The 13121-nt window shown below is 64.8% G+C and carries 13 protein-coding genes; 2 read left to right on the top strand and 11 right to left on the bottom strand.

The features are described 5' to 3' along the window. Nucleotides 1–119: 119 nt before the first annotated feature. The gene (locus EN859_RS03380; RefSeq protein ID WP_127851522.1) at nt 120–527 is read right to left on the bottom strand and encodes a 4-oxalocrotonate tautomerase family protein; all 408 of its coding nucleotides are present in this window, start codon (nt 525–527) and stop codon (nt 120–122) included. Nucleotides 528–640: 113 nt separating this feature from the next. Between EN859_RS03380 and EN859_RS03375 the strand changes: the two genes are divergently transcribed. Continuing rightward, the gene (locus EN859_RS03375) at nt 641–1507 is read left to right on the top strand and encodes a LysR substrate-binding domain-containing protein (RefSeq protein ID WP_127851521.1); all 867 of its coding nucleotides are present in this window, start codon (nt 641–643) and stop codon (nt 1505–1507) included. A 185-nt stretch (nt 1508–1692) separates the two neighbouring features. On the opposite strand, the gene EN859_RS03370 is transcribed toward EN859_RS03375, so the two are convergent. After that, nucleotides 1693–2586 carry a DMT family transporter gene (locus tag EN859_RS03370; RefSeq protein WP_127851520.1) on the bottom strand — a complete coding sequence of 298 codons (894 nt, stop codon included), beginning with the start codon at nt 2584–2586 and terminating at the stop codon, nt 1693–1695. Between the two features lie 296 nt (nt 2587–2882). On the opposite strand from EN859_RS03370, the gene EN859_RS03365 reads away from it, so the two are divergent. Beyond that, nucleotides 2883–3386: an OsmC family protein gene (locus EN859_RS03365; protein ID WP_127851519.1), complete on the top strand. Its 504-nt coding sequence runs from the start codon at nt 2883–2885 to the stop codon at nt 3384–3386. 39 nt (nt 3387–3425) lie between these two features. Here EN859_RS03365 and EN859_RS03360 read toward each other — a convergent pair whose 3' ends face one another. The 9 genes from EN859_RS03360 to EN859_RS03320 all read right to left on the bottom strand — a co-directional run bounded on the left by EN859_RS03360 (nt 3426) and on the right by EN859_RS03320 (nt 13039). Further along, the gene (locus tag EN859_RS03360; protein ID WP_127851518.1) at nt 3426–3647 is read right to left on the bottom strand and encodes a hypothetical protein; all 222 of its coding nucleotides are present in this window, start codon (nt 3645–3647) and stop codon (nt 3426–3428) included. A 122-nt stretch (nt 3648–3769) separates the two neighbouring features. Then, complete coding sequence (locus EN859_RS03355) at nt 3770–4510, bottom strand: SDR family NAD(P)-dependent oxidoreductase (RefSeq protein ID WP_127851517.1); 741 nt, start codon at nt 4508–4510, stop codon at nt 3770–3772. A gap of 220 nt (nt 4511–4730) precedes the next feature. Continuing rightward, entirely contained in the window at nt 4731–6200 is a 1470-nt protein-coding gene (gene purF, locus EN859_RS03350; protein ID WP_127851516.1) for an amidophosphoribosyltransferase, read from the bottom strand. Between the two features lie 127 nt (nt 6201–6327). Further along, nucleotides 6328–7005 carry a CvpA family protein gene (locus tag EN859_RS03345; protein ID WP_127851515.1) on the bottom strand — a complete coding sequence of 226 codons (678 nt, stop codon included), beginning with the start codon at nt 7003–7005 and terminating at the stop codon, nt 6328–6330. 130 nt (nt 7006–7135) lie between these two features. Next, a complete protein-coding gene (radA, locus tag EN859_RS03340; protein WP_127851514.1) occupies nt 7136–8539 on the bottom strand; it encodes a DNA repair protein RadA in 1404 nt (467 codons plus the stop codon). 125 nt (nt 8540–8664) lie between these two features. After that, on the bottom strand, nt 8665–10155 hold the full coding sequence (locus tag EN859_RS03335) for a replicative DNA helicase (protein WP_127851807.1): 1491 nt from the start codon (nt 10153–10155) through the stop codon (nt 8665–8667). A 208-nt stretch (nt 10156–10363) separates the two neighbouring features. Next, entirely contained in the window at nt 10364–11332 is a 969-nt protein-coding gene (locus EN859_RS03330; RefSeq protein WP_127851513.1) for a small ribosomal subunit Rsm22 family protein, read from the bottom strand. 3 nt (nt 11333–11335) lie between these two features. Further along, complete coding sequence (locus EN859_RS03325) at nt 11336–11659, bottom strand: YnfA family protein (RefSeq protein WP_127851512.1); 324 nt, start codon at nt 11657–11659, stop codon at nt 11336–11338. 90 nt (nt 11660–11749) lie between these two features. After that, a complete protein-coding gene (locus tag EN859_RS03320) occupies nt 11750–13039 on the bottom strand; it encodes a cyclopropane-fatty-acyl-phospholipid synthase family protein (RefSeq protein ID WP_127851511.1) in 1290 nt (429 codons plus the stop codon). Nucleotides 13040–13121 lie beyond the last annotated feature (82 nt).

The following is a 13121-nucleotide window of genomic DNA, read 5'->3' as shown; positions in this document are numbered from 1 at the left end:
CGTCGCGGCTCTTTAGCGGCCGCTTTCGGTGAGAACCTAGCCGAAGTGGGATCAACGTCAATGCGGAGGTGCACCCTCCTTTCCCTTCTTCCACACGGGGAGACGGTAAGAGCACCCGCTCAGGCCGCTTTCAACCTGCCGCTGATGAAGCGGAATTCCTGCGTCTTGCCGCCATAGCCATAAGCGGCGGCCGGCACTTCATGCACGAAAGCGTAGCTTTCCTCATGCACCTTGCCGAGCAAGCGGCCGAAGGCGGCAAAGAGCGCCCTCAGATAGCCCTCCAGCTCGAGTTTGGTGTTGGTGCCGTCGACCACCTTGATGTCGAGCCAGAATGTGTTGGCGCCATGCTCGGCAAGCGATTTGCCGCCGGCGAACCAGTGCTGCGGGTCGAGATAGGATATGGCGACAGCGGTGATCGTCGGGTCCTTGCGCAGATGGGTGGCGGTCGTTTCGGTCACCTCCCTGGCGATTTCTGCGGACAAGGCCGCATCGGGCTTTCCGGTGACGCTGACATTGATGATCGGCATTGTTTTCCTCCTTTGGTTTGCGCGACGTCGTTCGCCGTTGACGTGATCATGCCACGGTCCTTGCATCGAAAAAATCGAATTGTTTTTCACAGACACTTCGATATAACTGAATTATGCAGGCGCTCGATCCCGACCTTCTCAAAACCTTCCTCGCCTTCGTCGACGGCGGCTCGCTGGCGCAGGCGGCAACCATTGTCGGGCGCTCGCCCTCGGCGGTGACGGCGCAGATGCAGCGGCTGGAGGATATCGTCGGCGAATCGCTTCTGGCGCCGCAGGGGCGAGGACGCGGCCTGACGCCGGCGGGCGAGGATCTTGTCGGCCATGCGCGGCGCATCCTGGCCGTGCACCGCGAGGCGTGGCTAGCGCTGAAGGGCGCGCGTGCCGATGGCCGCGTCGCCATCGGCACCACGCAGGATTTCGCCGACAGCGGCCTGCCGGAGCTGCTCAGGGCTTTTGCCGCAAGTCACCCGCGCGTCAGGATCGAATTGCGCGTCGGCCGCTCCGCCGAATTGGCGCAGGCGCTGCAATCCGGCCTGCTCGACCTGGCGATCGCCATGCGCCAGGCACCCGCGCCGGACGAAGTCGGCGTGCTGAGGGAGCCGATGGTCTGGCTCTGTTCGCAAAAAGGCTTGGCTTCGCGCCAGGACGAGGTGCCACTGGCGCTGCTCGATCCGCATTGCGGCTTTCGCGAAGCGGCGATCGCCGCGCTCCATGCTGCCGGCCGCCGCTACCGCATCGCCGCAGGCAGCGCTAGCCTGGCCGGCCTGCGTACGGCAGTGAATGCCGGCATTGCGCTGACGCTGCGGACGGCGCGCTTTGCCCATTCCGGCATCGTCGAGGCGCCGCGCGAGCTTGACCTGCCGCCGGTTCCGATTGCCGAATTCGCCATCCGGCTGCGTGAGGATGCCAACCGGCCAACGCAAGATATGGCCGCGCTATTCAGCGGCAATCTTGCTCTTTCAAAAGATGCAACAGCTTGATTTTGCAAAGAAAAAGCCGACCTTGCGGTCGGCTGTAAGTAGGACGGGCCGAGGGGTTTGGGGGGACTTGGGGGTGGCCCGTCATAGCAACAATGCCTGAATCCCATGATGGTTCCATGACTTTCAAATTTATTTTCGGAGGCAGATTTTCCGTGATCGGGCCTCAGCGCGCCCGATCAATCGGGTCAGGCGTTCGCCGCGCGCTGCTGCCTGGCCAGCAGCCAGTCGCGCCCGGCATGGGCGAACACCGCGCACAGCACGATGGCGCCGCCGGTCATGCTGGCGGCCGGCGGGATTTCGGCCAGGAACAGGAAGGCGAACAGAATCGCGAACGGCACTTCGGCCGAACCGAGCAGGCCGGATTCGGCTGCCGGGATGAGCCGCGCGCCTTCCGTCCACAGGATCGACGCCAGCGCGAAGGACGCACCGAAGCCGACTAGCAGCACCGCATCCCTGGGCGAGACCGCCAGCGGATTGGTGACGAACCAGCCGAGCACGAACAAAAGGAACGCCGACACAGCACCCGCCCACACCACCGGCGTGCCGCGAAAGGCGCGCACCATGATCATGTAAAGCGCGCTGCCGACCGTCATCAGCAGCGCCAGCCCGTCGCCGAACAGATGGCCGGTACCGAAGCCCGATCCGACCATGATCGCCACGCCGCACAGCGAAATGGCCGCGGCGGCAAGCGTCTGCAGGCGGAACCGCTCGCCGACCAGCAGGAAGGCCAGGAGCGCGGTGACGAAGGGCGCGGTAGCATAGATGATTGCGACATTGGCGACGAAGGTGAACTTGAACGCCGAGATGAAGGCAATGCTGGCGAGCGCGCCCTCGATCGCCAGCAGCCAGCCACGCCAGCCGAGCCGCAGGCTTTCGCGCCCGCCGGAGCGCTGGCGGCGCCACAACACATAGAAGGTGATCAGGATCGAGCCGACAAAGCCGCGCCAGCAGGTGATGGTCAGCGGGTCGGCGTGGATAGACTTCGTCAGCACGCCGGTGAGGCCGAAGACGGCCGCCGATGCCGAAACCAGCATGATGCCGAGGGTACGCTCGGGGGCGAGGTCGGTGGTGCCTGACATACGTAGGGATCCTGTCGTTTCACCAGGCTATTCCAGCCGTCCTGACATCGTAGTGTCAGCAGAAGCCCACCTGCCGGCTCTAAAGCGATTGCGGGTAGGAAAGCCTGCCAAATCAAGCCGTCACCGTGTACGCTATACGGGCGAAACCCTGCGCGCCGCTGCGCCAGCGGCGGGCTTGCGTTGGGGCAGGGGCTAGCGGCGGGGCTGTCGGGGTGCCATGGATTTTCGCGAAATGACTGGAGATGCCCCCTCGGCCCGGCAGGGCAGAGAGGGTAAACAACGGACAAGGACAAGACATGGACGCGACCGCACTGAAGGCCATGCAGGCGCCGCTGAAGGAGGCCTATCGCGACGACGCCTCGCGCGCGCTGATCACGCTGAGAGCCAAGGGCTCGATCGACGATCAGTCGATCGCCTGCAAGGTCGAGACGGGCAGGGCGCTGGCGGTCGCCGGGCTGCATCCGGCAACCGGCGGTTCCGGGCTCGAGCTGTGCTCGGGCGACATGCTGCTGGAGGCGCTGGTGGCTTGTGCCGGCGTGACGCTGAAGGCAGTGGCGACGGCGCTGGAGTTCAAGCTCGGCGCTGCCACGGTGGCGGCTGAAGGCGACCTCGACTTTCGCGGCACGCTTGGTGTGGCCAGGGAGCCCGTTGGCTTCCGCGCCATCCGGCTGAATTTCGGCCTCGACACCGACGAGCCACAGGAGCGCATCGACGCGCTGCTCAAGCTGACCGAACGCTACTGCGTGGTGTTCCAGACCATCAACCAGAAGCCGGAACTGACGGTGAGCGCACGGCGCTGAAGCCGTCGATCTCCCTCGCAAGGGAGGAGATGACGCTCTCTACTGCGCCGACGGTTCTTCGGCGTCGCCTTCGTCGGCAAAGGGCGAGGCGCTCGGCACGCACTGCACCGACCAACCGGCAGGTGTCGGCTGCTTCTGGTACTCGGTGACAGCGAAGGTGCACTGTTCGCGGGTATCGAAGGTGCTGGGCAGCACGACCATGCCGCCCTGCGGCCCGGCGATCACCAGATACCAGACCAACGCTACGCTAGGAGCAGCCATGGGATTTCCTCGCTCTGCTTGTTGTGGGAGTCGCAGCAATCCTACCTACTCCGCGTGAGCGGCGAAAGCTCGGCCGGAGCGCGGTGTTTCGCCACACAGTCCCGTGATCTGTGCGGCGTGCCTTACTCCGGCTGCCGGTAGGCGACAAAACGATTGTGCCTGGCCTGGAAGATCAGCCCGGTTTCCCTCAGCGTCGGGCTGGCCAGCGGTACGATGCGCCTGGCAATCTCTGACGGATGCGGCAGCGTTTCCGGATCCTCGCCGGGCACAGCCTGCGCGCGCATGGCGGTGCGGGTGGCGCCGGGATCGGCCGCGTTGACCCTGAGCGGCAGGTTTTGCGTTTCATGCGCCCAGGAGCGCATCATGGCTTCGACCGCCGCCTTCGATGCGGCATAGGGGGCCCAGAACGCCCGCGCCGAATGGGCGGCGTTGGAGGAAAGCAGGATGGCGCGGCCGGCGTCGGAGAGCCGCAGAAGCGGGTCGACCGAGCGGATCAGCCGCCAGGTCGAGGTGACATTGATGGTCATCACCTTCTCGAAGGTTTTTGCTTCGACATGGCCGATCGGCGAGATGACGCCGAGCACGCCGGCATTGGCGACGAGGATGTCGAGCTTGCCCCAGCGCTCATGGATGGCGCCGCCCAGCCGGTCTATTCCCGCCATATCTGCAAGGTCGAGCGGCACCAGCGTGGCCTGTCCGCCAGCGGCCTTGATCTGGTCGTCGAGCTCCTCCAGCCCGCCCACCGTGCGGGCAACGGCGATGACATGCGCACCGGCAGCGGCAAGCTCCTTGGCGATGAAGTAGCCGATGCCGCGCGAGGCGCCGGTGACGACCGCGACGCGGTTGGAGAGGTCGAGAGTCATGGGAGAGTTTCCGTCAGGTCAGCGTGAAACACCCCCCTCGGCCCTGCCGGGCATCTCCCCCTCAAGAGGGGAGATTGGGCATCGTCGAGGTTGGCGCTTGTCCTGATGCCTCGGCGATTGGCGAAAGCCTTGCGTTCAGCCGATCTCCCCCCTTGAGGGGGAGATGTCCGGCGGGACAGAGGGGGGTGAACTGGCGAAGGCAAATTATGGTCCGGCAGTCCTAAGACCCGCCCGCCGCCAGCAGCGACAGCGTGCGCACATTGTCGGAGCCTTCGAAGTCGGCAAGCCGGGTCGGATACTCGCCGGTGAAGCAGGCGTCGCAGAATTGCGGCTGGTCGTTGTCGCGGCCGGCCTCGCCGACGGCGCGGTAGAGCCCATCGATCGACAAGAACCCGAGCGAATCGACGCGAATGAACTCGGCCATCTCCTCAACCGACATGCGCGACGCCAGGAGCTTCGACTTCTCCGGCGTGTCGACGCCGTAGAAGCAGGAGGCGCGCGTCGGCGGCGAGGCGATGCGCATGTGCACTTCCTTGGCGCCGGCATCGCGCACCATCTGCACGATCTTCTGGCTGGTGGTGCCGCGCACGATACTGTCGTCGACCAGCACCACGCGCTTGCCCTCGATCATGCGGCGGTTGGCGTTGTGCTTGAGCTTGACGCCCATGTGGCGGATCGAATCGCCGGGCTGGATGAAGGTGCGGCCGACATAGTGGTTGCGAATGATGCCGAGCTCGAAGGGAATGCCCGCGGCTTGGCTAAAGCCGATTGCCGCCGGCGTGCCCGAATCCGGCACCGGCACGACGATGTCGGCCTCGACCGGGCTTTCGACCGCCAGTTCGGCGCCGATGCGCTTGCGCACCTCGTAGACATTACGACCTTCGACCGACGAATCCGGCCGCGCGAAATAGACATATTCGAAGATGCAGAAGCGGGTCTTCTGCGGCTCGAACGGAAACACGCTCTCGATGCCCTTGGCTGTGACGACGACCATCTCGCCGGGCTTCAGGTCGCGCACGAAGCGCGCGCCGATGATATCGAGCGCGCAGGTCTCGGAAGCCAGGATCCAGGCGCCGTCGAGGTCGCCGAGCACCAGTGGGCGGATGCCGAGCGGGTCGCGGCAGCCGATCATCTTCTTGGAAGTCATCGCCACCAGTGAGAAGGCGCCTTCGACCTGGCGCACCGCGTCGATGAAGCGCGAATTCAAATCGCGCTCCTTGCTGGTGGCGACCAGATGCAGGATCGTCTCTGTGTCGGAGGTCGACGAGAAGATCGCGCCCTGCTTCTGCAGCGCGCGCTGCACGGTCATGGCGTTGGTGAGGTTGCCGTTGTGGGCGACGGCGAAGCCGCCTTCGGCGAGTTCGGCGAAGAACGGCTGGATGTTGCGCAGGCCGGAGCCGCCGGTGGTGGCGTAGCGGGTGTGGCCGATGGCGCGGTTGCCTTGCAGGCTGTCGATGACGCGCTGCTTGGTGAAGGTGTCGCCGATCAGGCCGACATGGCGTTCGACATGGAACTGGGTGCCGTCATAGGAAACGATGCCGGCCGCTTCCTGGCCGCGATGCTGCAGCGCGTGCAGGCCGAGTGTGACGATTGCCGCCGCGTCCTGCCGGCCGAAAATGCCGAACACGCCGCATTCGTCGTGGAAATGGTCGTCGGCTTCCGCGGAAAGCACGTCGTCTGCGTCTGCCATTGGGCTCAAGCTCCGCTAAAGTCGCCATATAAGGTGATAGCGCGGCGAAAGCAACGCCACGCTGTGCGGCGTTCACATCATCGTCGGTCTTGTGGCGCCCGTTTTGCTGGCGCCAGTTCGCCACATATCAGTTTGCCGGCACCGGATTGGTGGGCGGAGGGGGCGGAGCATTGTCGGCCGGGGCATCGCCCTCGCTGTCGTCCGGTGCCGGGGCCTCGTCGCCGGTTGCAGGCGCATCCGCCGCCGGCGCATCGGGCGCCGTAGGCGTCTCTGTCCCTGGCTCGGCCGCCGGCTGGCCAGGATTGAGCTGCTTCAGGATGGCGTTTTCCGGATCCTCGGGCAGCAGGCTTTCGAGCTTGGCGCCGATCGATTCCAGCAGCGGCCGCGACTTGGCATCGGCGACCCAGGCCGGGGCCTTGGCGCCGGCCAGCCAGTTGAAGAACAGCAGCGCGACGGCGACGACCAGGACGCCGCGCGCCGCGCCATAGAGGAAGCCGAGCGTGCGGTCGAGCGCGCCGATCCTGGAATCGATGATCCAGTCGGCGAGCTTCATGGTGATGACCGAAACGACGATCAGCGCGACGATGAAGACGATGCCGGCGGCCGCTGCCATGGCGATCTTGTCATTGTCGATATAAGGCTGAACGTAAGGCAGCACCGGCTTGTAGAAGAAGAAGGCCGCCGCGGCAGCCGCCGCCCAGGAGATGATCGACAGGATCTCGCGTGAAAAGCCGCGAACCATCGCGAGCATCGCCGAGACCAGGGTGAAGCCGACGAGAATTCCGTCAAGCAGCGTAATCGGCATGTCTTTCGCCCCACTCCATGAGCCGCCTTAAGCGCGTCGCATCTGAATGGATTCATGCGGCGCGCATCAAGTCTTTTGTTTGATGCATGTCGTTGTCCCAAAACCGCTGCGCACTTTTGGGCGACATGCACTAGTCTTGCTCGTCGGCGCGGCTGCGCCGTGAGCCGGCTATGCGCGCCACAAGATCGGCAAGCTCGGTGGGCTGGAAAGCGCCGGCCCCGATCCCCCCGGCAAGTTCCTCGCTGCCCAAGGGCAGAACCGCGCTTCCGAAACCCAGCTTTTCGGCTTCTTTGAGCCGCTGTTGCGCATGCGCAACCGGCCTCACCGCGCCCGACAGGCTGATTTCGCCGAAATAGACGCAATCTGCAGGAAGGGCAAGACCGGTGAGCGATGAAACCAGCGCGGCAGCCACCGCCAGATCGGCAGCCGGCTCGCTGATCCGGTAGCCGCCAGCGACGTTGAGGTAGACGTCGTGGGTGCCGAAGCGCACCCCGCAATGGGCTTCGAGGACGGCGAGGATCATCGACAGCCGGGCGCCGTCCCAGCCGACGACGGCGCGGCGCGGCGTGCCGAGTGACGATGGCGCCACCAGCGCCTGAATCTCGACCAGCACCGGCCTGGTTCCTTCCATGCCGGCAAAAACCGCCGCACCCGCCGATTTCGCATGGCGCTCGCCAAGGAAAAGCTCGGACGGGTTGGCGACTTCCCTCAAGCCTTTGTCCGACATTTCGAAGACGCCGATCTCGTCGGTCGGCCCGAAGCGGTTCTTCACCGTGCGCAGAATGCGGTAATGGTGGCCGCCCTCGCCCTCGAAATAGAGCACCGCGTCGACCATGTGTTCGACGACGCGCGGCCCGGCGATCTGGCCTTCCTTGGTGACGTGGCCGACCAGCACGATCGCCGCCCCTGTGGATTTCGCGTAGCGGATCATCGCCTGGGCGGCGGCGCGTACCTGTGTGACGGTGCCGGGCGCCGATTCGGCCATGTCGGTCCACAACGTCTGGATCGAATCGAGGATCACCAGGTCCGGCCGCTTGCCGTCGGCGATTGTGGCGAGGATGTCCTCGACATTGGTCTCGGCGGCAAGTTCGACCGGGGTTGCGGCGACGCCTAGGCGCTGCGCGCGCAGCCTGATCTGGGCAACCGCCTCCTCGCCCGAGACATAGACGATGCGGTGGCCCTTTGCCGCCAGTGCTGCCGCCGCCTGGGTGAGCAGCGTCGACTTGCCGATGCCGGGATCGCCGCCGACTAGAAGCGCCGAGCCGCGCACGAAGCCGCCGCCAGTGGCGCGGTCGAGCTCGCCGATGCCGGAAACGATGCGCGGCGCATCCTCGATGTCGCCGGACAGTGTCGTCAGCACTACGGCGCGGCCCTTGCGCGCATTGCGTGTGTTGGCCGGCCCCGAACCGATGCCGCCTGATGTGCCTTCCTCGACCAGCGTGTTCCATTCGCCGCAGGCATCGCATTTGCCGGCCCAGCGCTGATGCACCGATCCGCAATTCTGGCAGATGAACTGGACGCGCGATTTGGCCAAGCTCTTACCTTCTCGCCCGCTGGCGGACGGCGTGATCCTTCGCGCCCCCCTCTGTCTTGCCGGACAGAGGGGGGCGCCGTAGAGCGCCGTGATCCCGCATTTTTGTTGTGACCGCGGACAAACGCCTACTCAAACCTGTCCGGCAGATGATGCTCCTCGGCCAGGTCGGAGAAGCGGGTGAACTCGCCCTGGAAGGCGAGGCTGACCGAGCCGGTCGGGCCGTGGCGCTGCTTGGCGACGATGACTTCGGCCTTGCCGCGCATTTCGTTCATCTCGTTTTCCCACTTGATGTATTCGTCGGTGCCGGGCTTGGGTTCGCGGTTCTTGAGGTAATATTCCTCGCGGTAGACGAACAGCACCACGTCGGCATCCTGCTCGATCGAACCGGATTCACGCAGGTCCGAGAGCTGCGGGCGCTTGTCGTCACGGCTTTCGACCTGACGCGACAGCTGCGACAGCGCGATGATCGGCACCGCCAGCTCCTTGGCCAGAGCCTTCAGCCCGGTGGTGATCTCGGTGATCTCCTGCACGCGGTTCTGCGAGGATTTCGAGCTCGATCCCTGCATCAGCTGGATATAGTCGATGACGATGACGTCGAGGCCGCGCTGGCGCTTCAGACGGCGCGCGCGGGCAGACAGCTGAGCAATGGAGATGCCGCCGGTCTGGTCGATGAACAGCGGGATCTTCTGCATGGTCTGCGAACAGGCGACGAGCTTTTCGAAATCCATCTCGCTGATCTCGCCGCGGCGGATCTTCGACGACGGGATTTCGGTCTGCTCGGAGATGATACGGGTGGCGAGCTGTTCCGACGACATTTCGAGCGAGAAGAAGCCGACGACACCGCCATTGGCTGCCTTGAACGAGCCGTCGGCCTGCTGCGCCGGCACATAGGCCTCGGCGATGTTGAAGGCCATGTTGGTGGCAAGCGATGTCTTGCCCATACCCGGACGGCCAGCGATGATGATCAAGTCGGACGGCTGCAGGCCGCCCATGCGGCGGTCGAGGTCGCGCAGGCCGGTTGCAACGCCCGACAGATGCCCCTCGCGCATATAGGCGGCGTTGGCCATGTCGACGGCGGTCTTGACCGCGTCGGTAAAGCTCTCGAAGCCGCCGTCGTAGCGGCCGGTCTCGGCCAGCTCGAACAGGCGTCGCTCGGCATCCTCGATCTGCTCGGACGGTGACATGTCGACCGGCGCATCATAGGCGATGTTGACCATGTCCTCGCCGACGGTGATCAGCGCCCGTCGCGTCGCCAGGTCGTAGATGGCGCGGCCATAGTCGGTGGCATTGACGACGGTGACCGCCTCAACGGCCAGCCGTACGACATATTGCGCCACAGTCATGTCGCCCACCTTCTCGTCGGCCGGCAGGAAGGTCTTCAGCGTGATCGGCGTCGCCACCTTGCCCATGCGGATGAGCTCGGCCGCGACCTCGAAAATCTTGCGGTGCAACGGCTCGTAGAAATGGCCTGATTTAAGGAAGTCGGAGACGCGGTAGAAGGCGTCGTTGTTGACCAGGATGGCGCCAAGCAGCGCCTGCTCGGCCTCGATGTTGTTCGGCGCCTCGCGGTAAAGCGGTGTTTCCGCCACGCCGAATTTTCGTGCTGCCTCTGCCATCATGTCCCCGATTCCGATCCCGTTTTCTCGATATCAGAATGGGACAAGTCAGTGATGACTTATCTGCATCAGTGTCTAACCAATCAGCCTTGGTGCCCGCGATTCACAGCCAAGATTTTTCGGTGGAAAGAATCCCGGTTGACTCGAATCAGGACGACGAGCCTAGTCGTTCTCGAACGAGAACAAAACAGGAAAATATCGGCCGGATTCATTCCGGCAGCACATCACCCCAGTCCAACCGCCGCGCGGCCTTGAACGTCTCGCCGTCGCGCTTGCTGAACAGTTTCTCGGCAGCGCCGCCATCCTCTTGGCAAAGCTTCAGCAAAACCTTGCCGGAGCCCGATTTCGGCGGCGCGATCACCCGTCCCCGAGGCGGATCGGTCGGCTGGCGCGAAGCTGCGACGTAGATAAACTTCTCGTCCTCCCATGGTACGTCGGCATCCTTGGCCAGCCGGTGCAGGCGCGAGCGGGCGACGCGGCGGGAAAAATGGCACCAGTCGGGCGCAGCGAGCGGGCAGGGCGCGTCATGCGGGCAAGGCGCAAGCACATGCGCGCCCGCCTCGATCAACTGCCGGCGCACGGCAAGAATGCGCTGCCATCCAGCCGGCGTGCCCGGCTCGACGATCAGCAGCGTGTCCGCGGTCAGTTGCCAGAGCCGGCCGATGAGCTTCGGCAGCGACGCCGGCGCGATCTCGTCGAGAACATAGGCTGCGGTGACCAGGTCGGCGGGCTTGAGATCGGCGAGGTCGATAGTGATGTCACCGGCCAGCCATTCAATCCTGGCGGTGGTCGCGTCGGCGGCAAGCGCCTCGCCGACCTTGCGCACCGCCGCACTCGCTTCAAGCAGCACGGCCTGTTCGAAATCTTGCCAGAGGTCTGCCGTGGCCCAAAGCACCGTGCCAGGGCCGGCGCCGACATCGAGCAAGGTCTTTGGCGCATAATCGGGCCGGGCATCGGTCAGCGCATCGAGGCTGGCGCGGACGGCGGCATAGGTCGCCGGCAGTCGCGTCGCCAGATAGGCCTTCACCGCCATCTCCTCGGCCATATGCAGGCGGCCGTCGCGCAGCTCGGCGCGGTAGCGGTCCGACAGCGTCTTCGCAGCCTGCTTGAGGACAGGCAGCGGCACCTTGTCGAGGAGGCGCTCGACGCCCTGCCGGAGTGGAGCAGGAAGTTCCATAGCTCAGACTCCGCGCGGTGCGAGCAGGATGACCGAGGCGCCGGCGACGCAAAGCGCGGCACCGGCAAGATCCCACCGGTCGGGCCGCACGTCCTCCACCAGCCACAGCCAGCCAAGCGAGGCGGCGATGTAGATGCCGCCATAGGCGGCGTAGGCACGGCCGGCGGCGACTGTGTCGACCAATGCCAGCAGGAAACCGAACAAGGCAAGCGAGGCAAGGCCGGGGAGCAGCCATAGCGGCGATTTCTCCAGCCGCCACCAGGCCCAGAACGAGAAGCAGCCGGCGATCTCGGCAAGCGCCGCGGCGATGTAGAGGAGATAGGTCATGAAAAGGTCTCGTGATCACGAGACCTTTTTCATGCTTGGGGAGGCAATGGCAAGAACAATGGCCGATTGATTGCCAGGCCGCCGGCAGTTCTATTCCTGATCGGCAACCTTGCGGCGGCGGGCCGGCTTGGCGACCGCCGACTCCCGTCGACGGCCCATATCGCGCATCTCCAGCGCCTTCTCGCATTTGCCCATGTAGTCGCGCGTCATCGGCAGCGTGTCGTTCTTCTTGGCGATCTGGATCTGGAAGATCACAAGGTCCTGCCAGCGGAAGGCGGCCTCAGAGGCGGCCAGGTAGAACTCCCACATGCGGCAGAAGCGCTCGTCATAGATCGCCTTGGCCTTGTCGCGGTTGGCGGCGAAGCGCTGGCCCCAGTGCTTCAGCGTATCGGCATAGTGGAGCCGCAGGATCTCGATGTCGGTGACCACGAGCCCCGACTTCTCGATTGCCGGCATCACTTCTGAGAGCGAGGGGACGTAGCCGCCCGGGAAGATGTATTTGCGGATGAAGGCGCTGGTCGCCCACGGCACGCCGGAGCGGCCGATCGTGTGCAAGAGCATGACGCCGTCCGGCTTCAGCAGCGTCGCCGACTTTTCGAAGAAGGTGCGGTAGTGGTTGACGCCGACATGCTCGAACATGCCGACCGAAACGATACGGTCGAAACGCTCGTTGAGCTCACGATAGTCCTTCAGGTCGAAATGCGCACGGTTTTCAAGGCCTTGCGCATGGGCGCGGTCGGTGGCGACGCCGTGCTGCTCGGTCGACAGCGTCACGCCTTGCACGTCAACGTCGAACGCCTTGGCGAGATAGAGGCCGAGCCCGCCCCAGCCGGAGCCGATGTCGAGCACTGTCTGGCCGGCCTTCAGCCTGAGCTTGGCGGCGATGTGGCGCTTCTTGGCCGCCTGCGCCTCGTCGAGCGTCATGTCCGGCTGCTCGAAATAGGCGCAGGAATACTGCATGTCGTCGTCGAGGAAGAGCCGGTAGAGGTCGCCCGACAGATCGTAGTGGCGCTGCACGTTGCGGCGTGCTCGCGCCGCCGTGTTGATCTGTTGCAAGCGGCGGAAGGCGTGGCGCAGGCCCTCGATCGCCTTCGACCAGGTGGCGTCGATGCCGCCGCTGCCCATATTCTGGAAGGCGATGCGCATCACACCCAGCACGCCGCCTTCGAGAATGTCGAGTTCGCCGTCCATATAGGCTTCCGGCACCGCCAGCATCGGATCGAAGCTGATGGCGCGCTCGGCATGCGCGGTCTTGATGTGCATGTGCACAGGCTCGCCGCTGCCGTCGCCGAAAACCACTGTAAAACCCTTCGGCCCGGTCACCTTGAGATTGCCGGTGCGCACCAGGCGGTCGAGAATGCGTTTCAGCAGAACGTTCATGACCAAATCCCCTCTCGGTCAGACAGGCTGTCCTAGTCTGCAACAAGATATAGGGGTTCGAAAAGTTCCATTTGGCACAAAA

The organism is Mesorhizobium sp. M00.F.Ca.ET.216.01.1.1, assembly GCF_004010325.2.
In the GTDB taxonomy this organism is placed as follows: domain Bacteria; phylum Pseudomonadota; class Alphaproteobacteria; order Rhizobiales; family Rhizobiaceae; genus Mesorhizobium.
Note: the sequence above shows the minus strand (reverse complement) of the source record. Positions and strands in the feature narration are given on the sequence as shown.